The following is a 23274-nucleotide window of genomic DNA, read 5'->3' as shown; positions in this document are numbered from 1 at the left end:
GATGCATATTCTCCTACGGAGCCCGCCATGGACCTCACCCGCGATTACGCCCCTGGCGTTAGTTCACTCGCATCCCTGCTCGCCGATGCGGGCCGCATGACCATGCTCTGGGCATTGATGGACGGTTCGGCCCGCCCGGCGGGGGAACTGGCACTGGTTGCCGGGCTTTCTCCTTCCAGCGCCAGCGGCCATCTCGCCCGTCTCGTCGACGGCGGTGTTCTCGCCCAAGAAGCCCGCGGACGCCACCGATATTTCCGCATCGCCACGCCGGAAACCGCCACGGCCATCGAAGCGCTCGCGAGTGCCGCATTGGCAACACGCGAACTCCGCCCGCGTCCGGTCCCCGTCAGCCGCGCAACACCGCCCCCGCTACGTCACGCACGCACCTGTTACGACCATCTTGCCGGGGAAGTCGCCGTCGACCTGTTCGCGCGCATGCGCGAGCGTCGCTGGCTTCGCATCGACGGCAGCGATGTCGCACTGACCGACTCGGGCGTCAACGGCCTCACCGCCCTCGGTGTCGACCTCACCACCGCCCGCGCCCGCCGCCGTCGCTTCGCTTGCACCTGCCCCGACTGGAGCGAGCGCAAACCCCACCTCGGCGGTGCACTCGGCGCGGCACTCCTCACCACCTGCCTGCACGCCAAATGGCTTGAACCCACTCGCGAACCACGTGCCCTACGCGTCACGCCGTTGGGCGAACGCCATCTCGCCGACTTCGCCACCTGATTTATCAGGCGCACAAAAAGAAACACCCCGCGGAAATACGCGGGGTGTGAGGCACCGGGAGCGGTGGGCTACGGGACAGGATCCGAAGTCGATCGTCCTGGCCGCCGTAGCGTCGTCGCCGGTTGCCGCTTGAGCACGCTTCAAACTTTGCGTGTCCTCGCGCCGTCAACCAGCGCCGACGCGAGAGGCTGGCTTTAACTACCAGCGTAAGTCGAATTTATCAGTGCAGTCGAGCCTTGGACACGTGCCCCAACCGAATGGCCGTAAGTCTTCAGTTGCGGATACTGACTGTCGGTCTGCGTGAGCTTGCCTTGCGCTTGGGCTTCGATCAGTTCCTGACGAACCTGTGCGCTCGGCACGGCCAGCTTTTCGCTATACACGCTCGATTGCCAGAACAGGTTTTCGTTCGGATAGCCGTTACCGCCAGTGCCTGCAAATGCGGCCGGTGCGGCTGCCACAGTCAACGTCGCGGCAATCAACAGATGCGAAAGAGTGCGGGTCATGATGTTTCTCCTGTCTTTATTGTCTGGTGGTCGGCCGGCTCACTTGAATGTCCGGCACCGCCTACGCCTCTAAGGTAGGACGACCACGTCGCAGGAGTAACCGCATGCGGCGCAACAATGCATTGCAGATAACGGGCCATCTCGAAACCCGCATGCAGAAAGGGTTTCAAGGCAGTCGACGTTTTCGAATCAGTCGAATGCCGACTCTAATGAAGATGTTAATTAACAGGAGTGCGACAGGATGTCGCAGCGCCGTCGGAAGAAGCGACGGCGCGCAGCAGGGCGATCAGAACTTGTAGCCGACGCCTGCGAGGAAGATGTCGCTGTCGCGGTCGTAACCGGTTACGACGCGGTTCCATGAGAGGCGTCCGACCCAATGATCGGCAAACCGGTACGCCATGCTCATCGTCAGCAGACCGGCCACGACGTTCTGCGCACCACCCGCCGATCGGTTCTGCTTGTACTTGTTCCACGTGACATAGGGGCCGAAGCCGAGGCCGAGACTAAAGCGATCGCTGAAGAAGTCGTTCTTGATCCACGCCTGCGCCGCAATGCCCTGACGGTTGCCGATGTCGCTATGGCCTTCGTTGATCAGCGAGACCGTGCCGTCGAACCACCGGCCGAACCCGTGCCGGTATTCGATGCCTTCCGCCGCCGCGTTCTGCGAGTCGAGACTGTTCACGATCGAAAGCCCGGCCATCACCGACAGCACGTCGCCGGTCGGCACCGGCGGATCCATGTTGCCGATGACCGGGCCCGGCGTCGACGGCTTGTCCAACTGATAGCCCACGCCAAGCAGGTATTGAACGGTGTTGATGCTCGACGGCGATTGCACATAGTTGGCGCGCGCCTGCACGTACCAGCGGCTCGCGAAATAGTACGTGGCGGTGGCCGAGAACATGGCGCCCCAGCCGTGGGCGTCCTCATAGCGCTTGCCGCGATTGCCGGCCACGGTGTCGTAATAGCGATACGGGCCAACGCCTACGGCAACGTCGAAGCGGCGGTCGAAGAAGGCCTGACGCGCCCACACCTGCAACGCAAAGCCGTCCCGGTGATGATCGGGCACGTGGCCCTCGTTCATCCACGTGAAGCTCGCGGCGAAGTGTTCGCCAAGCCCCTGCCGGTAATCCATGCCCCACGAGTAGGTGTGCGCGTTGTCGTCGTTGCGGGCGTTCATGGCCCCGGCATAGACGGTGGCTTCCTGCGCCTGCGCGACATGTGCGAAAGCCGATGCACCGCAGACGACGCCGGCCAATGCCGAGCGCACCCACCATGGTTTGTTTTTCATGTTTGATTCGCCGCAATACGCGTTACGCGCGTTGGTTCGCCGCTTCAGCGTTAGCGACGGCTATGTATTCGATACGCCGCATCTACGCGGTGCGCCTATGTTCGTTCTATCGTAGCAGCCGCCCACGGACCGGAGCGAGACAACAGGCCGCCGCTTCAAATTACCGAAAATTACGGCATCGGCGACGGCACATCGTATGGCATGCCGAAACAGTTAGTCAAACAAGATGTCAGGGAATGAAAGGGGTTGCGACCGAGGCCAGTCCGTTGGAAGGTCTGGCGGTCGTTTCCCCTGTATTTGCGCGATCTCGCCGCGGTGTGAGGTTACCGATGCAATGGCTTGAAACTCAGGCTCTTTCCGCCGCCGCCAAAAAAGCTGGCGCGTCTGCCAGTAATACGGTGAGATCGGCTGCGCCAGATTTGACCACGGCCGCCGTACGCTCCCGGCTGAGCGTGTCGGTGCCCACGAGCGAGCGCGGCCCCGCCACACTCAGTGCAGCCAACGGACGTCCCTGCGCATCGAGCACCGCCGCCGCGCACGCGTCGATACCGGCTTCGAAGCCATCCTGACTCCACGCACAGCCGGTTTCCCGGTCGCGCGCCAATTGGGCGTCCAGCGCCGCGTAGGTCCGCGCACTCTGCGCTGTTGCGGCCGCGAGCGGCTCGGGGCCAAGCAAGGCCCGGCGGCGCTCGGGACTCAAGTGTGCAAGCAGCGATCGCCCCGGCGCGGTCAGGTGCGCGGTGACACGACTCCCCGCACGGATATTGCTTACGAGGGGCAGGGCAGGCGTTTCGCACAACAGATACCGCACCTGCGTGCCGTCGAGCACGGTGAGGTAGCTGGATAACCCGGTCTCGCTGGTCACACGCGTGAGTACGCGGCGCGCCGTGGCGAGATGATCCTCGCCTGCGAGCGCCGCAGCGGAAAGTGTGAGAAAGCCGAGACCGAGCCGATGCCCGCCGTGCGGCAGCGGTTCAAGCACACCTTCATGCTCAAGCGTGGCGAGCAGCCGCATGACGGTCACGCGATTGACACCGATACGCCGGCCCACTTCGCTCATGTTGGCCGTCGAGCCACTGTCAGCCACAAAGCGCAGGAGCTTGAGCGCACGAATGACCGGCGTGATGAGCCCGGCCTGAGTGGCGTCGCGATCGTCGCTCTCTGCGCTGACATTGCTGGCATTGCTGGAATCACGGGCGGTGGCGGGCGTTGCTTTCGTCATGCGGTGCTGTACGTTTGGTTGTGTCGAAACGAAGGGGCGATCAACGATCTGTTACCGGCTGGCGTTAGCGGCTTCTCAAGCGGCCAACGGCACTTGCCACGCGTCGTATTCGTAGACCCAATCGGCGTTGCCGCCTTCCTTGAGCCACTGGTTGCCGCGTGAACCGATCTGCACGCGCGCAGTGCGCTCGCGACGTGCCGCTTCGTAACGGGCGAGCGCGCCAGCCAGTGCATCCGCATCGGCGTTCGGGCCGACTTCAGCAAGGTGGCGAGACATTACCACAGCGTCTTCGATGGCCATACCGGCCCCCTGCGCCATGAACGGCATCATCGGGTGACACGCATCGCCAAGCAGCGAAACCCGGCCGCGCGACCATTGCGGCAGCGGGTCGCGCACGTACAACGCCGACTTCAGCACGCTGTCGCAGGCATCGAGCAACGCGCGAGCTTCGGGATGGTAGTCGGCATACATCGCGCGCAACTCCAGCACGTCGCCCGGTGCGGTCCACGATTCCAGCGTCCAACTGTCTTGCGCCGTGGTGGCGAACACGAAAATGTCCCGGCCGAGATTGAGCGGAAACGTCACGATCTGGCTCGACGCGACAGGCCCCCACCACTTGGTGAACGCGCCCAGATTCGGCACGCCGCCCAGCTTGTTCGCCGGGACGACCGCGCGATAGGCGACCACCCCCGTGAATTCCGGCGATTCCGGTCCGAACAGGCCCGTGCGCACGACCGAATGAATGCCGTCGGCACCGATGAGCACATCCACGTCGTCGTGCGTGCCGTCGGCGAAGCTCAGCCGAATGCGGCCCGTCTCGCCAACGCCCGGCGCTTCGAAGGCGACAAGCTTCTTGCCCAGCGCGATGCTCTCTGCGGGCACCGCCTGCTCCAGCGCCTGAAGCAAATCGGCGCGATGCATTGTGAGTTGCGGCGCGCCGTATTTGGTCTGTGCCGTCTGTGCCATCTCCAGTCGCGAGGTCTCTTCACCCGAATCCCACGTGCGGCTGATGCGATGGCTCGGCTGTGCAGCGGTTTCGCGCAAGGCTTCGCCAACACCCAGACCATCGAGTGCCCGCACGACATTGGGCGTCAGGTTGATGTCGGCGCCGACGCGGGCGAACTGCGCAGCCTGTTCGTAGACGCGCACACGAAAACCGGCACGAATCAGCGCGATGGCGGCGGCCAGACCGCCGATGCCGGCACCGTTGATGCCGATGAGGGGAGCTTGCATGGGGACACCTTTTGATAAACGTTGCGACGAATTCGGAAAAATAAAACGTTCAAATATGAACGTAATGTTCAAATATTATTGTTTTTGATTCGATCAACTGCAAGCCTTCCTCGGGTAAATCCGGACGCAACGTGTTCGGCCGGAACAACGCTCCCATCAGACGCACGGCAACGCCGGCGGGACGAACAGCACCTCACCAAAGCTTTGAATACGAGATGCCAGCGGCTGAATGCGCGCGCGGTAGCACGCCAAATTCCTGTCATCAATTCGTGCATCTCCGCTGCGGGACTCACGCATCACCTGGCCTAAGCTCCGCATTGTTGGTTTCATAAGTAATCCAACGTTTCATAGGTGGAACGTCGAAATGCGACGGTATGAAGGGCGTGACCGGCTTGGGTTGCCGTGAGTCGCCGTCGGCGTCACCACCGTTTTCGAGTCAGCGAATCATCGAACGACAGGAGTACACAGATGAAGCGGTTTCCGACGGGGCGGATCTCGGGGATGACAAAACTGGCGGCAGCGATGCTGCTCGCCGTTGGCGTGCCGATGGCAGCGCATGCGCAAAGCAATGTGACGATCTACGGCAGCATGGATGCTGGCGTGGCGTACGTGAACAATCAGGGCGGCAGCAGCAACTTTCTCGCGCAACAAGGCGGCACGCAGCCGGATCGCTGGGGTTTTCGCGGCGTTGAAGATCTGGGCGGCGGCAATCGCGCGATCTTCCTGCTGGAGAACGGTTTCTCCACGCTCACCGGCAACACCCTCAAGGCGGGCGCGATGTTCAACCGCCAGTCGTGGGTCGGTCTGCAATCGGACACGCTGGGCACGGTCACGATCGGCCACATGACCACGTTCAACTTCGACTGGCTCGGCCCGTTCAGCACGTCGTATCTGGGCATGAACTGGTACATGTTCCACCCGGGCAACCTCGACGAACTGGCCAATACGTCAGTGGTGCAGGTGGATAACTCGGTGCGCTACGTCACCCGGGACTTCGCGGGCTTCAAGGCGGGCGCCATGATCTCGCTGGGCAACACGGCGAACTTCGCCAACGGCAAGAAGTGGAGCGTGGCCGCGAACTACACCAACGGGGGCTTCAAGGCGTCGGCTGTCTACTCGAACGAGAACAACCGTACGCCGAACGTTGCCGTGCTCGGTGGCGCCACCTTCCAGAACCAGCCGGTCGCAACCTATACGGCGTCGAACGTCGAAAACATGGGGGCGGGCGCTTCGTATGGCTTTGGCGCGTGGTTGCTGCACGCGTTGTACACGCGCGTGAAGCTCGAATCGCCGGGCTACAGCGACACCTATCAGGCTTTCGACGCCGGCGCGAACTACGCCACCAGCATCGCCAACACGATCACCTTCGGGGCGGCCACGACGACCATGTCGGGCAAGCGCTGGACGCAGGTGAGTCTGGGCGACGTCTACGCGTTGTCGAAACGCACGCAGGTGTATGTGAGCGGGGTGTATCAGCACGCGAGCGGCAACGGCGCAATCACCGCCATCAACACCATCGGCGCGTCGTCGACCGCCAATCAGGTCGTGATCATGTCGGGCGTGCATCACGCGTTCTGACGCGCACCGATCTTCACCACCGAGCATCACCCAGTGATCTCACTTTGCGCATTCAACAAGTGGGCTCAACTCGCGCCGGCCGGCATTCGTTGGCCGGCGTTTTTTTCGCCCCGCAAACGCGCTGTTCTCGCAGCAAAGCCCATGGGTTGGGGTTTCCCCTAGTCAAAAAACAATTTTGACTCCGGCCGTCACTCCCTATAATTGATCCATAAGTAAATCAACGTTTCACATATGAAACGTAGCCGCAAGGCGAAGGACAGGTTGGCAGGCGATGCAGCGAAGGAGAAGCGGCACGCTGCCCGAGGCAAGTTGAACATCCAGAAACACGGTGGTTTCCCATGCTCAGGTCGATTCAATTGCAAGACGCGAACGTAGCCGAGGCGTATGCCGACGCACGTCACACGCCGGCGGCGGCACCGCTGCCGTTTGCCATCGAATATCGCGGCGTGACGCGTCGATTCAAAAATCGCCAGGGCAAGGGCGAAATGACGGCGGTGTCCAACGTCTCTATCGGGATCAAGACCGGCGAGTTCGTCTCGCTGATCGGTCCGAGCGGCTGCGGCAAGAGCACGCTGCTCAATATGGGCGCCGGTTTGTATGCGCCCAGCGAAGGGCAGGTCACGCTGGCCGGCAAGCCGGTGCGCGGCCCGTCGCAACAGGTCGCCTTCATGCTGCAAAAAGATCTGCTGATGCCGTGGCGCTCGATTCAGAAGAACGTCGAGCTGGGTATGCAGATTCGCGGCCGCAGCAAGGCCGAGCGCGCTGAGGTGGCCAAGACGCTGCTCGCGCGCTGCCACCTGAAGGGTTTCGAGAATCACTATCCGCACCAGCTCTCGGGCGGCATGCGCCAACGCGCGGCGCTGGCACGCACGCTCGCCGTCGAGCCCGACGTGCTGCTCATGGACGAGCCGTTCTCCGCGCTCGATGCGCAAACGAAGATGGTGCTGCAACAGGATCTCGCGCAGATGCTGGCCGCCGAAGGCAAGACCGCGCTGATGATCACGCACGATCTGGCCGAAGCGATTGCGCTGTCGGATCGCGTGTTCGTGATGAGCGAGCGCCCGGGCACGATCATCGAAGAGATCACCGTCGATCTGCCGCATCGCGACAACCCCATCGAGCGCCGCAAGCAGGCGGGCATGAACGAATACGTCGCCCATCTGATGGAACTGCTCAAGGTCGGCCGCGACGATCACCTCGGTTGATGCTCGCCGGTCATCTCTTGCCCAAGACACTGGAATTCCCGCTATGAAAACCCTCACCAAAGCCCAACTGACCGCTGGCAGTTTCGTGCTGTTGCTGCTCTTCGCGGCCGCCTGGCAATGGGGCCCGACGGCGTTCGGCGTGCCCGAGTTCGTGCTGCCCAAGCTGTCGTCGACGCTCGTCGAAGGCGTGCGCATGTTTCAGGTCGAGAACCTGTGGCTGCACGTCGGCGTGACGGCCCTCGAAGTGATTGCCGGTTTTGTGATCGGCTCGGCGCTGGGCGTGCTGATCGGGGTGGTCCTCGGCTTGTCGCCGTCGACCGAAGCCATGCTCTCGCCGTACATCCTCGCGCTGCAAATTGCACCGAAGGTGGCGTTTGCGCCGCTGTTCGTGATGTGGATGGGCTACACCATCTACCCGAAGATTCTCGTGGCCGTACTGATCGTCTTCTTCCCCGTGATGATCAACGTGCTGGGCGCCGTGCGCTCGGTCGACCCCGACATGGTCAATCTGGTGCGCGCGCTGTGCGGCCGCCGCTGGCAGATCTTCCGCTTCGTCGAATTCCCGTCGGCCATGCAGGCCCTGTTCGCCGGGCTGCGCATCGCATCGACGCTCGCCGTGATCGGCGTGACCGTCGGTGAGCTGGTCGGTGGCGATCGCGGGCTGGGCTATCTGCTGGTCTACGGCGAAGGGCAGGGCAACACCGCCATGGTGTTTGTCGCCATCGCGGGGCTGACGGTCATCGGTATCGCCGCCTACGCGGCTGTGGTCTGGCTTGAGCGCCGCGCACTGCACTACGTGCCGCGTGCATCGATGAACATCGCCTGACGTGATGAAGCGACCTGCTCTTCAGCCAACAAGGAACGCATCGTGACCAAACTGCCCATCCTCCCGCTCGACACCGCCACGCTCGCGCCGCTTGACGGCAAGAAGCTGCTGGTGACCGGTGGCGCTCGCGGTCTTGGCGAAGGCTTCGTACGCGCCGCCGTCGCACGCGGTGCGCAGGTGACGATTGCCGATATCGCGGCAGACGCGGGACAAGCGCTCGCTGCCGAACTCCGCGATGCGGGCCGCGCGGTCTCGTTCGTTCGCGTCGATCTGTCCGATCCGTCCTCAGTTGAAGCCGCTGCCAAGGCGGCCGCCGAACAAATGAGCGGCATCGACGGGCTGGTGAACAACGGCGCCATCACCAACTCCGGTGGCAAGCTCGCCACCGAGTTGAGCATCGAGACGTGGGACGCGGTCATGAACGTGAACGTGCGTGGCACGTGGCTCATGACGATGGCGGCACTGCCGTATCTGCGCGTATCGGGGCAGGGGCGTGTCGTGAACATCGCCTCGGACACGGCACTTTGGGGCGCACCGCGCCTGCTCGCTTATGCCGCGAGCAAGGGTGCCGTCATGGCGATGACCCGCTCGCTGGCACGCGAACTCGGCCCCGACGGCATCACCGTGAACGCCATTGCGCCCGGGCTGGTGGAGGTCGAAGCCACCGCTTACGTGCCGGCCGAGCGTCATCGCCACTATCTGGAAGGACGCGCGTTGCCGCGCGCACAGGTGCCGGACGACGTGGTCGGGCCGGTGCTGTTCCTGCTCTCCGATGCTTCCCGTTTCGTGACCGGTCAGGTGCTGCCGGTCAACGGCGGTTTCGTCATGCCGTGACGCGGCACGACGAATCGTCTTCCCTTATTCGCAACGCCTTAAAGGAGTCACAACATGGCGCAAGCCGAAGCTAAAAACACCGCGACGCCTCAGGCCGTCGAGAGCTGGACGCAGGCCGAAGGTCAGCCGTTCAGCGACTGGCTGGACTCGCGTGTGGCGCGTTTTTCGACGCGCAAGTACGACTGGGATGCCCTCAAGTTTCAGGCCGACTACGACCCGAAGTATCGCCGTGCGCAGATGCGCTACGTCGGCACGGGCGGCACGGGCGTCGCCAAGGATGTCAACACGGTGCCCGCCGGACATTTCACGTTCTCGACCATGGTGATTCCGGCCGGCAACATCGGCCCGAGCCACATCCACATGGACGTGGAAGAAATCTTCTTCGTCATGCGCGGCAAGATGAAAGTGGTCTGCGAGCGCGACGGCGAGACGTGGGAAGCCATTCTCGGCGAACGCGATCTGATCTCGGTGCCGCCGGGCGTGTACCGCACGGAAATCAACATCGGCGACGAAGACGCACTCATGTGCGTGATGCTCGGCTCGCAAAAGCCGGTCACGCCGACGTATCCGCCGGATTCGCCGCTCGCCAAGATCAAGCGCGAACAGAAGTAAGCGCGGGAGCCTCGTTTTTCCCGAAAGTCCGGCGGGTGCAAGCCACAGGCAAGCGCCACGCCGGCAGGAATTTTCTCCGAGTCATTGCAGAAGACGTTACCCGAAGCCATGTCAGCCGAAGCTCTCAAGTCCGAACTGCCCGACGCCAACGACGGCATCGTCGCCCCGCTTTGCGCGCGACTGAATGCGTTTGCGTATCGCACCATCGCCACGCGTGCGGGGACGGTTGGCTATCGCAGTACCGCCAACGCTGACGATGGCCGCATCGCGGTCGTGATGCTGCACGGCATCGGCTCGGGCGCCGCGTCGTGGCTTGCCCAGTTTGAAGCGGCCGGTCTGGATGTCGCGCTGTATGCATGGGATGCGCCGGGCTACGGCCAGACGTCGAATGTGAGCGATGCCGAACCGCATGCCGTCGCCTACGCCGACGCGCTCGAAGCATGGCTCGACGCGCTGGGTCTGGATCGCGTCGCATTGGTTGGCCATTCACTCGGCGCAATCATGGCGACGAAGTTCGCCAGCCGTGCACCGCAGCGCGTGCGCGGCCTCTTTCTCTGCTCGCCCGCAGGCGGCTACGGCAAGGCTGATCCGGCAGTGCGCGTGTCGAAGCGCGATAGCCGTCTGGCGATGCTCGACAAACTCGGGCCGGCCGGTATGGCGCGCGAGCGCAGCGACAACTTGGTCGCGCCGAATGCCGCGGAACTGCCGCGCGCTTGGGTGAAATGGAATATGAGCCGTGTGCTGCCCGCCGGTTATCGGCAGGCAACGCATCTGCTGTCGAACGGCGATGTCGCGGGCGAGTTGGCGCAGTACGTGGCCGCCAACGCAGGTCCGGTGGCCGTGGCTGTTGGCGCGCAGGACGGCATCACGACGCCCGCCGCCTGTCAGGTCATTGCCGACGTGGCCGGTGTGCCGTTGCAAATCATCGACGGCGCAGGTCATGCGTCGTATATCGAAACCCCCGACGTTCTGAACGCTGCACTTGCGGCGTGGCTGGACCGGGTGGCGGCGGGAGGGCGTTGAGATGGCACCGGCAACCCCGAAACGCAACACGACCGCGCTGCCTGAAGACGACGCGCGCGACGACATCGATGCGATCGATGCGATGGGCGACCAAGACGCCGAAGGCCTCGATGCCGCTGATGCCGGGCCGTCCGAGTCACGTTACCTCGTGCCGGGACTGGAGCGCGGTTTGCGCATCCTCACGCAGTTCTCGCCGCGCGAATCCGTGTTCAGCGCACCGGAGCTGTCGCAGCGTCTCGGCATTCCGCGCACCACTGTATTCCGTCTGTTGCAGACGCTCGAAGCCATGGGGTTTCTGGAGCGCGCAGGCAGTGAAAAGAACTTCCGTCTAGGCGTGGCCGTGCTGCGTCTGGGCTTCGAATACCTGAGTTCGCTGGAGCTGACCGATCTGGGCATTCCGATCATCGAGCGCCTGCGCGACGCGACCCAACTCACTTCGCACATCGTGATTCGCGATGGCCGCGACATCGTCTTCGTGGCGAAGGCGCAGAGCGTGGCGGGCGTGTTCAATTCGATCAAGGTGAACGTCGGCACGCGCTTGCCCGCCCACGCGACGGTGCATGGTCACGTGCTGATGGGCGATCTGACGCTGACCGAGCTCAAGGCGCTCTATCCGGAAAAGACGCTCGAGAAATTCACGCCGCAAACGCCCGAGACGCTCGCCGAGCTTTTCGAGCGCGTGCGCGAAGACGCGGAGCGTGGCTATGCCGTGTCGGCCTCGTCGTTCGAGCGCGGCATCAGTGTGGTGAGCGCACCGGTGCGCAGCGACACGGGCCGCATTTGCGCGGCCATCACGGTCACGATTCCGCGCGCCAACATCGACGCGTCGATGCTCGATGCGGGCCTGATCGGCCAAGTGCGCGAAGCCGCCGATGCGCTGTCGCACCGTCTGAATTACCGGCCGGGCAGTGACGGCCGGACCACCCCCTACATGAAGTCACTGGGATTGAAATGATCAAGATCGACCTTTCCGCACGCGCGGCGCTGGTCACGGGCGGTTCGTCCGGCATCGGGCTCGCCACCGCCGAGCGCCTGCTCGAAGCGGGTGCCGCTGTCGCGATCTGCGGGCGTAACGCCGAGCGGCTGACGCAGGCTGAAGCACACCTGCGCGAGCGCCATCCGGACGCGCGCCTTATCGCGGCGCAATGCAATGTGCTCGATGCGGGCGATGTTGCCGCGCTCGCCGAGCGTATCCAGCGCGAATTCGGGCGTCTGGACATGCTGATCAACAACGCCGGTCAGGGCCGCGTGTCGACCTTTGCCGACACCACCGACGACGCGTGGCGCGAAGAGCTTGAACTGAAGTACTTCAGCGTGATCCGCACCACACGCGCCTGCTTGCCGATGCTGCGCGACGCTGCACGCGAGACGGGCGATGCGGCAATCGTCTGCGTGAATTCGCTGCTCGCGCTTCAGCCGGAACCCCACATGGTGGCCACTTCGTCGGCGCGTGCCGGTATCCAGAATCTGGTGCGCTCGATGGCGAGCGAATTCGCGCCGGACGGTGTGCGAGTCAATTCGATTCTGATCGGACTAGTGGAGTCGGGACAGTGGCGCCGTCGCTTCGCCGCGCAGGGCGAAGGCAAGACGTGGAAGGAGTGGACCGGCGAGCTGGCCCGCAAGAAGCAAATCCAGTTGCAGCGTCTGGGCAGGCCTGAAGAGGCGGCCGCAGCGATCTTTTTCCTGGCGAGCCCGCAATCGTCCTACACGACGGGCAGCCATATCGATGTTTCCGGAGGCTTGGCAAGACATGTCTAACAAAACCACCGTCGGCGAAGTCATCGCGGCGTTCCTCGAACAATGCGGTGTGCAAACCGCGTTCGGCGTGATCTCGATTCACAACATGCCGATTCTCGACGCCATCGCGCGCCGCGAAAAAATCCGTTACGTCGGTGCACGCGGCGAAGCCGGTGCACTGAACATGGCCGATGGCCTGTCGCGTGTCTCGGGTGGTCTGGGCGTGGCGTTCACGAGCACTGGCACGGCAGCGGGGAATGCCGCCGGTGCCATGGTCGAAGCGCTGACCGCCGGCACACCCGTTCTGCACATCACCGGCCAGATCGAGACCGAATTCCTCGACCGCGACCTCGCCTACATCCACGAAGCGCCCGATCAACTGAGCATGCTCAAGTCGATCTCGAAGGCGGCCTATCGCGTGCGTTGCGTCGACACGGCACTCTCGACCGTGCGTGAAGCCGTGCGCGCGGCGCTGACCGCACCGACCGGCCCGGTCAGCGTCGAGATTCCGATCGACATTCAGGCGGCGGAAATCGAATGGCCGGCCGATCTGGCAGCGCCGCACGTGACAGTGCCGTCGCACGACGAGCAACGCGTGGCGGAACTCGCCGACAAGCTGGCTGCGGCACATCGCCCGTTGCTTTGGCTGGGCGGTGGCGCGCGCGGCGCAGAGGCGGCCGTCAAGCGACTGGTCGACATGGGCTTTGGCGTGGTCACCAGCGTGCAAGGTCGCGGCATCGTGCCGGAAGACCACGCCGCCACGTTGGGCGCATTCAACATTCACCCGACGGTCGAAGCGTTCTACAAGACGTGCGACGCCGTGCTCGTGGTCGGCTCGCGTCTGCGCGGTAACGAAACGCTCAAGTACAAGCTCGGCCTGCCGCGTCCGCTCTATCGTGTCGACGCTGATGGGCTCGCGGACAACCGGGGCTATCGCAACGACTTGTTCGTGCAGGGCGATGCCGCACGCGTACTGAACGCGCTGGCTGACCGCCTGCAAGGCCGCTTGTCGGTCGACCCGGCGTTCCACGCCGACTTGGCCGCCGCGCGCGATGCCGCCGTCAAACAGGTCGCGGAAGGTCTTGGCCCGTACCGCCAACTCGTGGCAGCGCTGCAAGGCGCACTGGGCCGCGACTTCAACTGGGTGCGCGACGTCACGATCTCGAACAGCACGTGGGGCAACCGCCTGCTGAAGATTTTCTCGCCGCGTGCGGGCGTGCACGCCTTGGGCGGCGGTATCGGTCAGGGCATGCAGATGGGCATTGGCGCGGCGCTCGCCGGCAATGCCAAGAAGACGGTGGCGCTGTGCGGCGACGGTGGCCTGATGGTCAACGTGGGCGAACTCGCCACGGCTGTGCAGGAGAAAGCGCAGGTCATCATCCTGCTGATGAACGATCAGTGCTACGGCGTGATTCGCAATATTCAGGATGCGCAGTACGGCGGCCGCCGTCACTACGTGCAACTGCATCAGCCGGACTTCGCTGCGTTCTGCGCCAGCCTGCAACTCAAGCACGAGCGCATTACGGCCATCGATCAGGCCGAAGGTGCCGTCGCGCGCGCCGTGGCTCACGACGGGCCGGTGCTGCTCGAAGTCGACATGCTGTCGGTCGGCAGCTTCGCGTCGCACTTTGCCGGTCCGCCGGTGCGGGAGCCCGCGAATGCGTGAAATGAATCATCGACCGGTTGATGTCGCGCTGATCGGCTTCGGCGCCATCGGCTCCAAAGTCTACGAAGCCTGCGCGGGCGATCCGAATCTGCGCATTGGCCACGTGATCGTGCCCGAAGACGCTGCGGCGCGCGTGCGCGAGAGCGTGCGTGAAGGCACCGAAGTGGTGTCGTCGGCCGCCGCGCTCACCCGCCGTCCGGACTTTGTCCTTGAGTGCGCAGGTCACAGCGCACTGTCGGCGCACGTCGTGCCATTGCTGAAGTCAGGTATCGATTGCGCGGTGGCTTCCATCGGCGCGCTGTCCGACTCGGAACTGCTTGCCGCGCTGGAGCAAGCCGCCAAGGAAGGCGCATCGACCGTCACGCTGCTCTCGGGTGCCATCGGTGGAATCGACGCCATCTCCGCCGCTCGCGAAGGGGGTCTGGATGAAGTGGTCTACACCGGCCGTAAGCCGCCGCTGGGCTGGCAGGGCACGCCGGCCGAGCAAGTGTGCGATCTGACGACGCTTGCCACCGCTACGGTGATCTTCGAAGGCAGCGCCCGCGATGCGGCGCGTCTGTACCCGAAGAACGCCAATGTGGCGGCCACCGTGGCCATCGCCGGTCTGGGGCTCGACGCCACGCGTGTGCGCCTGATTGCCGACCCGGCCACCTCGCGCAACGTGCATCACATTGCGGCGCGTGGTGCGTTTGGCGAGATGTCGCTGGAGATGTGCGGCAAGCCGTTGCCGGACAACCCCAAGACGTCTGCCCTGACCGCTTATTCGGCGATTCGCGCGCTCAAGAACCGCGTCGCGAATTGCGTGATCTAGTTCTCGCAGGACAAGCACCATGAGTCATCAAGATTTGCTGCAAGGGTTCTCGAGCGACATTCTGGTCGGCGGCGAATGGCGTGCCGGCTCGGGCAAGCGCTATCAGAGCCTGTATCCGGCCGACGAGAGCGTGAATGCCGAGATCGCGGCTGCGGGCGCACAGGATGCGACCGACGCGGTGGAAGCTGCCGATGCCGCGTGGCGCCGTGCCGACTGGGCGGGCCTCAAGCCGCACCAGCGCGCCGCCGTACTGCATCGCGTGGCCGATGGCATCACGCAGCGCGCCGAGGCACTGGCGCACCTGCAACGCCGCGACAACGGCAAGCCGATCAGCGAGACGCGGGCGCTTGTTGCGAGCGCAGCAGGCACGTTCCGCTATTTCGCCGCATGCCTCGAAACACTGGAAGAGACGCTCACGCCGTCGCGTGGCGACTATCTGACGATGAGCGTTCACGAGCCGCTGGGTGTGGTGGCCGCGATTACGCCGTGGAACTCGCCGATTGCGTCCGACGCGCAAAAGCTTGCGCCTGCGCTCGCCGCAGGTAATGCCGTGGTGCTCAAGCCTGCGGAAGTCACGCCGCTGGCGTCGCTCGAACTGGGCCGTATCTGCGAAGCCGCGGGTGTGCCGCGCGGTGTGTTGTCGGTGCTGCCGGGCAAGGGCTCGGTGATCGGCGACATTCTCGTGCGGCATCCGAAGGTCAAGAAGGTCGCGTTCACGGGCGGCACCGAAGTCGGGCGCGGCATTGCGCGTCTGGCGGCGGAAAAGCTCATGCCTGTCTCGCTCGAATTGGGCGGCAAGTCGCCGACCATCGTGTTCGAAGACGCGGACATCGATCACGCCGTGGCCGGTGTGCTCTACGGCATCTTCAGTTCGTCGGGCGAGTCGTGCATCGCGGGCTCGCGCCTGTTCGTGCACAAGAAGATCTTCGACACGTTTGTCGAGAGGCTGGTCGCAGGCGCAAAGCAATTGCGCGTGGGTGACCCGCTGCGCGAAGACACGCAGATGGGCCCGCTGGTGACGTCGTCGCATCGCGAGTCGATCGAGCGTTATGTGGCCATCGGGCTGGAAGACGGCGGCCGCCTGCTGTGCGGTGGTGAGCGTCCGGCGGGAGACGGTCGCGAGAAGGGCTACTTCTATCAGCCGACCATCATCGCAGGGCTGACCAATCAGGCGCGCATGGTGCAGGAAGAAATCTTCGGCCCGGTGCTGGCGGTGCTGCCGTTCGAGAACGAAGACGAGTTGCTGGCCGAAGCCAACGACAGCGTCTACGGGCTGGCGGCAGGCATCTGGACACGCGACTACAAGCGCGCGTGGCGTCTGGGGCGCGCGTTGGAGACCGGCACGGTCTGGATCAACACCTACAAGCAGTTCTCGATCTCGACGCCGTTCGGCGGTTGGAAGGAGAGCGGCATGGGGCGTGAGAAGGGGCGTCTGGGGCTGCTCGAATACACCAATCAGAAGAGCCTCTACTGGGGCATGAACGACAACCCGCTCGGCTGGGCGGGGCAGGTCTGAACAACAAGCTGTGGCATCACAAGCTGCGGTGCACGGGGCATCGCGGTAACCCGAGACTTGAGCGAGGCAGAGATATGTTGTCGATTTTCCGTGCATCGTTGGCGCGTCGCGCCTTTTTGACGGCTGGCCTGTGTGCCATCACCGGACTGGCCGCCGCGCCGGTCTGGGCGCAGCAACCGACCCAGCAGATCACCTATTTGCTGCCGGCCCCGGCCAATCTGCCGGCGTTCGCGCCGCTGATGCTCGCCGAGAAGAAGGGCTACTACGCCGCCGAAGGGCTGTCGGTGCGCTGGCTCACCGTGCAGGGCGGCGCCGACGTTGGCAAGCAACTGGCGTCGGGTAACGGCGATCTGGGTGGCGGTCTGGGCGACACGCCCATCGTGCTGCGACCCAACGGTATTCCGATCAAGGGCGTGGCACTCCTTGGCGGCCGCACACTGCATCAGTTGGTCGTGCGTGACGACGCCAACATCAAGTCGCCGGCCGATCTGAAGGGCAAGATGATCACCGTACTGGCTTATCAGGACACGGGCTTCTACGCGACGCTGGGGCTGCTGGCGTCGGCGGGCCTCACCCGTAACGATGCGCGCATTCAAGGCGCCGGCCCCGCAGGCGTGTGGCAGCAAGTGGCCACGGGCAAGGCCGAAGTGATGGTGGGCACGCCGGAGTGGGCGCAGAACATCGAAGACGCCGGCGTGAAGATCACCATGACGTCGACCGATAAGTATTTCCCGGGCATGGCGCAGGCGATTCTCGCCTCGGACAAGACCATTGCCGAGAAGCCCGAGATGATCCGCAAGTTCGTGCATGCCACGCTCAAGTCGGTCGCCGAGATCATGCGTGACCCGGCCGGTGCGGCGAAGGATTACTGCGCAGCGGTGCCCGCTTACAAGGGCAAGGAAGCTGAGATCGAGAAGATTCTCACGTACTACGCCCGCAATGTGTATCCGGGCCAGCAACGCCTCGGCGCGTTCGATCCGGCGCGCGTGACGAAGCTTCAGGACTTTTACGCTCAGGAAAAGGTCATTCGCGAGAAGTCGAATCCGGCCGACCTGTACACCAACCAGTTCGTGCAGTAAGGCAGGCGCCCCCATGCAACCGATGACCGAAAACGTTACGCCGGCGGATGCCCCGCAGACGATGTTGCTGACGGTGGTTCTGCGTCACGACCAGTCGAACAATCTCGACGCGTTTCAGGAGCGCCTGAAGGCCGTCGAGTGGTGGGAGCGCTTTCCGCCGGAAGGCGTGAAGGTGGTCTCGTGGACGGTGGCGATGGGCTTCGGCCAGATCGTGACGCTGGAGTTGCCGCCCCACCTGCTGCCGGTGGTCAACGTCGAGCTGGAGCGCTCGGCGTGGGGGGTATTTCGCACCGAATGCTATCCGACTTACGACTTTGTACCCGTGCACGCACGCATTCGCGAACGGGTTCGCCAAGGAGGGAAATAATGGACCGTTATCTTGACCCGCATCAAGCGCGTCGCCATGTGCCGACGCAATACGAAAGCCTGCTGGGCGACGCCATCGAGCGCGCCTATGCGGCCGGTACGCATGATCTGGCTGGCCTCGTCGCCTACCTGAATCGCACGGGCCCCGGCCCGCAAGAGGGCGAGCTGTGGACGGAGGCGGTCTACAAGGCGCAGATCGCCCGCATGGCCGAAGCGTAACAACATCACCTGACGATGCGCTCGCCCGCTGGCATAAGCCCCGGCGCGGCGCCGACGATGAAGAGGTCCCCCATGACTATGCAACAACCCATTCTCACTGCCGACGCCATCCTCGAGCGCGGTCTGAAGAATCTCTGGTATCCGATTTGCCCGTCGCACATGGTTGGCCGCGAGCCGGTCTCGCTGCGCCGTCTGGGCAAGAAGCTCGTGTTCTGGCGCGATCAGGACAACAACGTGCACGCGCTCGACGACCATTGCCCACACCGGGGCGCGCCGCTCTCGAAGGGCATCGTGATGGGCGACCGCATCGCCTGCGGTTATCACGGCGTGCAGGTGCGCAGCGACGGCACGGTGATGCGTGTGCCCGGCAGCCCGGGCTGCAAGCTCGAAGGCTCGCGCCCAACGCAGGCGTATCACATCGTTGAGCGCAACGAAGCCATCTGGCTGTACAACGCGACGGAAAACATCGACACGCCGCCGCCGCTGGTGTTGCCGGAAGAACTCGACGCCGATGGCGAATTCTCGTCGTTCCTCTGCTACACCGAGTGGAAGGGCGATTACCGTTACGTGCTCGATAACGTGATGGATCCGATGCACGGCACGTATCTGCACAAGCAGTCGCACTCGATGGCCGAGGGGGACAACACGGCAGCGTTCCGCATTCGCGATACCGACCGTGGCTTCGTGTTCGAGAAGGAAGGCCAGCGCGATGTTAACTTCGACTGGACCGAGTGGGCAGACACTGGCACGCACTGGATGCGGCTGGAGATTCCGTACCCGAAGACGGGCGGCCCGGGCGGCAACTTCGTGATCGTGGGCAGCTACACGCCGATTTCGCCGACGCTCGCCGCGGTGTTCCATTGGCGCTGTCGCAAGTTGCAGGACTGGCAGCGCGATACGTGGCGTTTCCTGTATCGCAATCGCCTTGAGGCACGCCACTGGGCCGTGCTGGAACAAGACCGTGTGATGCTCGAAGACATGGAGCTCGATGCGAATCAGAACGAGCACTTGTATCAACACGATATGGGCATCGTGCGTCTGCGCCGCCATCTGAAGAATCTGGCGAAGGCCGAGCTTGAACGCCTGCAACAGGGTAAGGCGGCGTAAGCCGCACGAGACGACACATGTCATCGAACGCACAAGCCGCCATCGCACCGAAGGCTGAACGCATTCACGCGCCGACCGTGCCCGATCTGGGCACGGCGACGTGGACGAACGGCATTCGCTTCGGCAACGAGATTCTGATGTCGGGTATGACCGCGCATCCGGCAACGCGCAACGCCGCGCAACCGTTGACGGCTTACGAGCAGACGCTGGTGGTGCTCGGCAAGATTCGGGCGCTGGTCGAAGCGGGCGGCGGTCATCTCGGCAACATCTACAAGTTGGTCGTGTACGTGACCGATATCGCCGACAAGGATGAAGTGGGCCGCGCGCGCCGCGAGTTTTTCGCTGACGTGGCGGCGAACGGTGGCGCGTATCCGTGCTCGACGCTCGTGGCAGTGAGCGGGCTGGTGTTTCCCGAATTGCGCGTGGAAATCGAGGCATTCGCGCGTCTCGATATCGATTTGTCCGAAGCCGGCTGACGGGAACGAACCCCGGGACCGGTGAATATCAATACCGACGCAGGACACCCCTGCGAGCAACATCAGAGAGCTGGGTCATGAGCAAGTCAAACCTGAGCGCCATGGTGCGCACGCTTCGTTACGAGGCGGCCGGCATCATGAGTATCGAACTCGTGCCTGCCGCTGGCGGCGACGCACAGTCCAGCACGTTCCCCGGCTTCACGCCGGGTGCGCACATCGATCTGCATCTGCCGAGCGGGCTGTTGCGCAGCTACTCGCTCGTGAACGCGCCGGGTGAGACTAACCGCTACGTGCTCGGCATCCTCGCCGATCCGAAGAGCCGTGGCGGGTCACGCTTCATCCACGACAACTTCCGCGTGGGCATGACGCTCGATATTTCGGCGCCGCGTAATCACTTCGAACTCGACGAGAGTGCAGCACATACGGTGCTTGTCGCGGGCGGTATCGGCGTCACGCCGATTCTGTGTATGTATCGCCGCCTGCGCGCGCTGGGGCGCAGCGTGAAGTTGCTCTATTGCGCGCGCACGGCACCGCAGGCCGCTTTTGTCGACGAGATCCGCGCGCTGGGTGGCGACGTCACTTATCACTTCGACGATCAGCAGGGTGGCAAGCCTGCCTCGTTGGCGGGCTTCCTCGCCGGACAACCCGCTGGTACGCATGCCTATTGCTGCGGCCCGGGCGTGATGCTCGACGCCTTCGAAGCGGCATGTGCCGACGCCGGTATCGCCAACGTGCATATCGAACGATTTGCGGCGGCACCCGATGCGCCACCGCCCGCGACCAGCGAGGGCTATGTCGTCAAGCTGGCGAAAAGCGGTAAGGAGCTTGCGGTGCCTGCGGGTGCAACGTTGCTCGACACGCTGCTTGCCGCGGGCATCGATGCAGAGCACAGCTGCATGGAAGGTATCTGCGGCGCGTGTGAAACGCGTGTGCTGGAAGGCTGCCCCGATCACCGTGACTCAGTGCTGAGCGCTGGTGAGCGCGCGGCAAATAACGTGATGATGATCTGCGTGTCCGGTTGCAAAGGCGACCGCCTGACGCTGGATCTTTGAAACCGATTTATCCCGACTTATCACCCGAGACTGCCATGACGATTCTGGGCATCGAACAGATTACTTACGGGGTGACCGACCTCGACACCTGCCGCCGCTTTCTCGCCGACTGGGGCCTGACCGAAGTCTCGGCCGACGCCGACGGAGCGCGTTTCGAAACGCTCAACGGTGGCCGCGTGCTGGCCGTGCGCCACGACGATCCGTCGCTGCCGCCCGCGATGGAAGAGGGCCCGACGCTGCGTGAGGTGACGTGGGGCGTGGCGACCGCCGACGAGGTCGCGGCCATTGCCGACAAGCTGGCGGGGCAGCCGGGGTACTACTTCGCACAGGGCGCGACGGGCTGCATCGATCCGAACGGTTTGGCCGTGCGCGTGGAAGTGAGCACCAAGCGGGCGCTCGACGTGCAAGGCGCGCCCACCAACCCGTGGGGTATTCCCGCGCAGCGCGTGAATACGCCGAGCCCAGTGTACGAGCGGGCGCAGCCGATTGAAGTCGGGCATGTGGTGTTCTTCACCAATGCGCTTGCAGCGACGCAGAAATTTTACGAGGACAAGCTGGGCTTCGAGCTATCCGACCGTTATCCGGATCGCGGCGCGTTCATGCGCTGCGCACCGCACGGCGGGCACCACGATTTGTTCCTGCTGGCCTTGCCGAACGGCAAGCGTGGTCTGAACCACGTGGCGTTTACGGTGCGAGATATCCACGAAGTGTTCGGTGGCGGCATGCACATCGATCGCTGCGGCTGGGAGACGCAACTCGGCCCGGGCCGTCATCCGATCTCGTCGGCGTACTTCTGGTACTTCAAAAACCCGTGCGGCGCGTTGATCGAGTATTACGCGGACGAGGATGTGCTGACGCCGGAGTGGCAGCCGCGCGACTTTGAGCCGGGGCCGACGGTGTTCGCGGAGTGGGCAGTCGATGGTGGTATCGACGGCACGTCGCGCCGTCAGAAGAAGGGCGGCGAAGCGCCGACCGGCAAGTTCATGACCGACACGGCCAAGCGCTGAGCCGGTCATTGCGGGGCGCGCCGATCCGGGGGGAACGGCGCGCCCTGCACCTGTCTTATCGGCGTCTTTTCGGCGCGCCGGCTTACTTAGCCAGTTCGGCGTCGATGGCGGCGACCAGACGCGGATCGTCGGCCTTCACGTCGGGCGAGAAGCGCGCGACGACTTGGCCGTTGCGGCCAACCAGAAACTTCTCGAAGTTCCACAGCACATCGGCGGGGTTCTCCCGCTCGACGCCAAATCCTTTCAGACGTTCACGGAACGGGCCTTCGCCCGTGGCTTCCGGCTTGGCATCGACCAGCGCCGCGTAGAGCGGATGGCGGTCGTCACCGAGCACCGAGATCTTGGCAAACAGCGGGAAGGTCACGTTGTATTGCGTGGAACAGAAATCCAGAATTTCCTGATCGGTGCCCGGCTCTTGCCCCTTGAAGTTGTTCGCAGGGAAGGCCAGCACTTCCAGCCCCGCACCGCGCTTGTCTTCGTACAGGCGTTCCAGCCCTTCGTATTGCGGCGTGAGGCCGCACTTCGACGCGACATTCACCACCAGACGTACCTTGCCGGCGTAATCGCCCAGCTTGGACGGGGTGCCGTCGTTACGGTTGACGGCAATGGTTTCGATATTCGTGCTCATGCGTGAATTCCTTTTTCGAGAGTGGCCCGGGAGTGGCGAGGATCAACGAAGTCGAGTGTATCGGAAGCCCGCAAACGGTGCTGACGGCGCCCGGATGAGGTGCCGATTTATACGATTTGGTTGATTTCGCCCCGATGTAAGGAACATGTAAGCCGAAAGAGGTTGCACATTCGGGTTGCACTTCGAGAGTTAAATCGGGAGGGTCGCTGTTTTGGCGAATTTTCTCGGTTCTTACGTTGCTGTTACATATTTTCCGATATTTTTTGGTGAGGTGTTGTTTCGGAAGGACAACGAAGATTTCATTGAAATCAATGGGTTATTTTTCATCGGTGATTCCCGATTGACAGTCGTGAAAGCTTGTGAAAGTATTCGCGGAATTAAAAATAGTTACCGAATATAACAAGCACACAGCGCTGATCGACGGCGCAGGTCAATAAAACGGGGTTGTCCGAATGCTTCGTACTGCTTTTCAGGCGTCTGATGCGTTTGTGGCTTTTGCACGAGCGCAAATTCCCTTTGCTGCACGGCAAAACAACGCGTCGTCAGCGCTTTCCGTC

Annotated in this window: 24 protein-coding genes; 19 read left to right on the top strand and 5 right to left on the bottom strand. The window is 63.6% G+C overall.

Going from position 1 to position 23274, the window contains the following annotated elements:
- The first annotated feature begins 27 nt into the window (after positions 1-27).
- Complete coding sequence (locus CDV46_RS06180) at positions 28-729, top strand: ArsR/SmtB family transcription factor (RefSeq protein ID WP_058375537.1); 702 nt, start codon at positions 28-30, stop codon at positions 727-729.
- 194 nt (positions 730-923) lie between these two features.
- Here the strand turns inward: CDV46_RS06180 and CDV46_RS06175 are convergent, their stop codons facing one another.
- The 4 genes from CDV46_RS06175 to CDV46_RS06160 form a co-directional block, all read right to left on the bottom strand.
- The gene (locus CDV46_RS06175) at positions 924-1232 is read right to left on the bottom strand and encodes a DUF4148 domain-containing protein (RefSeq protein WP_058375536.1); all 309 of its coding nucleotides are present in this window, start codon (positions 1230-1232) and stop codon (positions 924-926) included.
- 286 nt (positions 1233-1518) lie between these two features.
- Positions 1519-2520, bottom strand: coding sequence for a hypothetical protein (locus CDV46_RS06170; RefSeq protein ID WP_087722086.1), 1002 nt, complete (start codon positions 2518-2520; stop codon positions 1519-1521).
- Positions 2521-2866: 346 nt separating this feature from the next.
- Positions 2867-3742, bottom strand: a complete 876-nt coding sequence (locus CDV46_RS06165) for an IclR family transcriptional regulator (protein ID WP_087722085.1) — start codon at positions 3740-3742, stop codon at positions 2867-2869.
- A gap of 75 nt (positions 3743-3817) precedes the next feature.
- Entirely contained in the window at positions 3818-4975 is a 1158-nt protein-coding gene (locus tag CDV46_RS06160) for an FAD-dependent monooxygenase (RefSeq protein WP_087722084.1), read from the bottom strand.
- 501 nt (positions 4976-5476) lie between these two features.
- Here CDV46_RS06160 and CDV46_RS06155 point away from each other — a divergent pair.
- From CDV46_RS06155 to CDV46_RS06070, 18 genes are all read left to right on the top strand, one after another.
- Positions 5477-6553, top strand: a complete 1077-nt coding sequence (locus CDV46_RS06155; RefSeq protein WP_087722156.1) for a porin — start codon at positions 5477-5479, stop codon at positions 6551-6553.
- Positions 6554-6891: 338 nt separating this feature from the next.
- A complete protein-coding gene (locus CDV46_RS06150) occupies positions 6892-7758 on the top strand; it encodes an ABC transporter ATP-binding protein (protein WP_087722083.1) in 867 nt (288 codons plus the stop codon).
- A gap of 43 nt (positions 7759-7801) precedes the next feature.
- The gene (locus CDV46_RS06145; RefSeq protein ID WP_087722082.1) at positions 7802-8584 is read left to right on the top strand and encodes an ABC transporter permease; all 783 of its coding nucleotides are present in this window, start codon (positions 7802-7804) and stop codon (positions 8582-8584) included.
- A gap of 42 nt (positions 8585-8626) precedes the next feature.
- On the top strand, positions 8627-9418 hold the full coding sequence (locus tag CDV46_RS06140; protein ID WP_087722081.1) for an SDR family oxidoreductase: 792 nt from the start codon (positions 8627-8629) through the stop codon (positions 9416-9418).
- 54 nt (positions 9419-9472) lie between these two features.
- Entirely contained in the window at positions 9473-10030 is a 558-nt protein-coding gene (locus tag CDV46_RS06135; RefSeq protein ID WP_058375531.1) for a cupin domain-containing protein, read from the top strand.
- Positions 10031-10138: 108 nt separating this feature from the next.
- Positions 10139-11053: an alpha/beta fold hydrolase gene (locus CDV46_RS06130; RefSeq protein WP_087722080.1), complete on the top strand. Its 915-nt coding sequence runs from the start codon at positions 10139-10141 to the stop codon at positions 11051-11053.
- 82 nt (positions 11054-11135) lie between these two features.
- Entirely contained in the window at positions 11136-12008 is an 873-nt protein-coding gene (locus CDV46_RS06125; protein ID WP_087722155.1) for an IclR family transcriptional regulator, read from the top strand.
- On the top strand, positions 12005-12811 hold the full coding sequence (locus tag CDV46_RS06120; RefSeq protein WP_087722079.1) for an SDR family oxidoreductase: 807 nt from the start codon (positions 12005-12007) through the stop codon (positions 12809-12811). The genes CDV46_RS06125 and CDV46_RS06120 overlap by 4 nt, the downstream gene beginning before the upstream one ends.
- The gene (locus tag CDV46_RS06115; RefSeq protein ID WP_087722078.1) at positions 12804-14456 is read left to right on the top strand and encodes a thiamine pyrophosphate-binding protein; all 1653 of its coding nucleotides are present in this window, start codon (positions 12804-12806) and stop codon (positions 14454-14456) included. The genes CDV46_RS06120 and CDV46_RS06115 overlap by 8 nt, the downstream gene beginning before the upstream one ends.
- On the top strand, positions 14449-15267 hold the full coding sequence (locus CDV46_RS06110; RefSeq protein ID WP_087722077.1) for an aspartate dehydrogenase: 819 nt from the start codon (positions 14449-14451) through the stop codon (positions 15265-15267). Before CDV46_RS06115 ends, CDV46_RS06110 begins: the two co-directional genes overlap by 8 nt.
- A gap of 19 nt (positions 15268-15286) precedes the next feature.
- Positions 15287-16783, top strand: coding sequence for an aldehyde dehydrogenase (locus CDV46_RS06105; protein WP_087722076.1), 1497 nt, complete (start codon positions 15287-15289; stop codon positions 16781-16783).
- A 74-nt stretch (positions 16784-16857) separates the two neighbouring features.
- Positions 16858-17862 carry an ABC transporter substrate-binding protein gene (locus CDV46_RS06100; RefSeq protein ID WP_087722075.1) on the top strand — a complete coding sequence of 335 codons (1005 nt, stop codon included), beginning with the start codon at positions 16858-16860 and terminating at the stop codon, positions 17860-17862.
- A 22-nt stretch (positions 17863-17884) separates the two neighbouring features.
- On the top strand, positions 17885-18229 hold the full coding sequence (locus tag CDV46_RS06095; RefSeq protein ID WP_087722154.1) for a hypothetical protein: 345 nt from the start codon (positions 17885-17887) through the stop codon (positions 18227-18229).
- Positions 18229-18447 carry a recombinase-like helix-turn-helix domain-containing protein gene (locus tag CDV46_RS06090; RefSeq protein WP_087688710.1) on the top strand — a complete coding sequence of 73 codons (219 nt, stop codon included), beginning with the start codon at positions 18229-18231 and terminating at the stop codon, positions 18445-18447. The genes CDV46_RS06095 and CDV46_RS06090 overlap by 1 nt, the downstream gene beginning before the upstream one ends.
- A gap of 72 nt (positions 18448-18519) precedes the next feature.
- On the top strand, positions 18520-19554 hold the full coding sequence (locus CDV46_RS06085; protein ID WP_087688709.1) for an aromatic ring-hydroxylating oxygenase subunit alpha: 1035 nt from the start codon (positions 18520-18522) through the stop codon (positions 19552-19554).
- A gap of 17 nt (positions 19555-19571) precedes the next feature.
- Positions 19572-20030 (top strand): Rid family hydrolase, encoded by a 459-nt coding sequence (locus CDV46_RS06080; protein WP_087722074.1) that lies wholly within the window; start codon positions 19572-19574, stop codon positions 20028-20030.
- Positions 20031-20107: 77 nt separating this feature from the next.
- Positions 20108-21082, top strand: coding sequence for a PDR/VanB family oxidoreductase (locus CDV46_RS06075; RefSeq protein ID WP_087722073.1), 975 nt, complete (start codon positions 20108-20110; stop codon positions 21080-21082).
- A 35-nt stretch (positions 21083-21117) separates the two neighbouring features.
- Positions 21118-22089 (top strand): VOC family protein, encoded by a 972-nt coding sequence (locus CDV46_RS06070; RefSeq protein WP_087722072.1) that lies wholly within the window; start codon positions 21118-21120, stop codon positions 22087-22089.
- 82 nt (positions 22090-22171) lie between these two features.
- Here CDV46_RS06070 and CDV46_RS06065 read toward each other — a convergent pair whose 3' ends face one another.
- A complete protein-coding gene (locus CDV46_RS06065) occupies positions 22172-22717 on the bottom strand; it encodes a glutathione peroxidase (RefSeq protein ID WP_087688705.1) in 546 nt (181 codons plus the stop codon).
- Positions 22718-23274 lie beyond the last annotated feature (557 nt).

The sequence above is a fragment of the Pandoraea sp. PE-S2T-3 genome, assembly GCF_002179965.1.
Classification (GTDB): Bacteria; Pseudomonadota; Gammaproteobacteria; order Burkholderiales; family Burkholderiaceae; genus Pandoraea.
The sequence above is the reverse complement of the archived record's forward strand: the minus strand, read 5'-3'. Positions and strand labels throughout refer to the sequence as shown.

Excerpts from the sequence above, each read along its gene's own strand:
- CDV46_RS06110 (WP_087722077.1), top strand. The coding sequence starts at position 14,449 with ATGCGTGAAATGAATCATCGACCGGTTGATGTCGCGCTGATCGGCTTC.
- CDV46_RS06085 (WP_087688709.1), top strand. The coding sequence starts at position 18,520 with ATGACTATGCAACAACCCATTCTCACTGCCGACGCCATCCTCGAGCGC.
- CDV46_RS06115 (WP_087722078.1), top strand. The coding sequence starts at position 12,804 with ATGTCTAACAAAACCACCGTCGGCGAAGTCATCGCGGCGTTCCTCGAA.
- CDV46_RS06080 (WP_087722074.1), top strand. The coding sequence starts at position 19,572 with ATGTCATCGAACGCACAAGCCGCCATCGCACCGAAGGCTGAACGCATT.
- CDV46_RS06070 (WP_087722072.1), top strand. The coding sequence starts at position 21,118 with ATGACGATTCTGGGCATCGAACAGATTACTTACGGGGTGACCGACCTC.
- CDV46_RS06170 (WP_087722086.1), bottom strand. The coding sequence starts at position 2,520 with ATGAAAAACAAACCATGGTGGGTGCGCTCGGCATTGGCCGGCGTCGTC.
- CDV46_RS06130 (WP_087722080.1), top strand. The coding sequence starts at position 10,139 with ATGTCAGCCGAAGCTCTCAAGTCCGAACTGCCCGACGCCAACGACGGC.
- CDV46_RS06145 (WP_087722082.1), top strand. The coding sequence starts at position 7,802 with ATGAAAACCCTCACCAAAGCCCAACTGACCGCTGGCAGTTTCGTGCTG.
- CDV46_RS06125 (WP_087722155.1), top strand. The coding sequence starts at position 11,136 with ATGGGCGACCAAGACGCCGAAGGCCTCGATGCCGCTGATGCCGGGCCG.
- CDV46_RS06150 (WP_087722083.1), top strand. The coding sequence starts at position 6,892 with ATGCTCAGGTCGATTCAATTGCAAGACGCGAACGTAGCCGAGGCGTAT.
- CDV46_RS06180 (WP_058375537.1), top strand. The coding sequence starts at position 28 with ATGGACCTCACCCGCGATTACGCCCCTGGCGTTAGTTCACTCGCATCC.
- CDV46_RS06175 (WP_058375536.1), bottom strand. The coding sequence starts at position 1,232 with ATGACCCGCACTCTTTCGCATCTGTTGATTGCCGCGACGTTGACTGTG.
- CDV46_RS06165 (WP_087722085.1), bottom strand. The coding sequence starts at position 3,742 with ATGACGAAAGCAACGCCCGCCACCGCCCGTGATTCCAGCAATGCCAGC.
- CDV46_RS06160 (WP_087722084.1), bottom strand. The coding sequence starts at position 4,975 with ATGCAAGCTCCCCTCATCGGCATCAACGGTGCCGGCATCGGCGGTCTG.
- CDV46_RS06155 (WP_087722156.1), top strand. The coding sequence starts at position 5,477 with ATGACAAAACTGGCGGCAGCGATGCTGCTCGCCGTTGGCGTGCCGATG.
- CDV46_RS06090 (WP_087688710.1), top strand. The coding sequence starts at position 18,229 with ATGGACCGTTATCTTGACCCGCATCAAGCGCGTCGCCATGTGCCGACG.
- CDV46_RS06095 (WP_087722154.1), top strand. The coding sequence starts at position 17,885 with ATGACCGAAAACGTTACGCCGGCGGATGCCCCGCAGACGATGTTGCTG.
- CDV46_RS06075 (WP_087722073.1), top strand. The coding sequence starts at position 20,108 with ATGAGCAAGTCAAACCTGAGCGCCATGGTGCGCACGCTTCGTTACGAG.
- CDV46_RS06065 (WP_087688705.1), bottom strand. The coding sequence starts at position 22,717 with ATGAGCACGAATATCGAAACCATTGCCGTCAACCGTAACGACGGCACC.
- CDV46_RS06120 (WP_087722079.1), top strand. The coding sequence starts at position 12,005 with ATGATCAAGATCGACCTTTCCGCACGCGCGGCGCTGGTCACGGGCGGT.
- CDV46_RS06105 (WP_087722076.1), top strand. The coding sequence starts at position 15,287 with ATGAGTCATCAAGATTTGCTGCAAGGGTTCTCGAGCGACATTCTGGTC.
- CDV46_RS06135 (WP_058375531.1), top strand. The coding sequence starts at position 9,473 with ATGGCGCAAGCCGAAGCTAAAAACACCGCGACGCCTCAGGCCGTCGAG.
- CDV46_RS06100 (WP_087722075.1), top strand. The coding sequence starts at position 16,858 with ATGTTGTCGATTTTCCGTGCATCGTTGGCGCGTCGCGCCTTTTTGACG.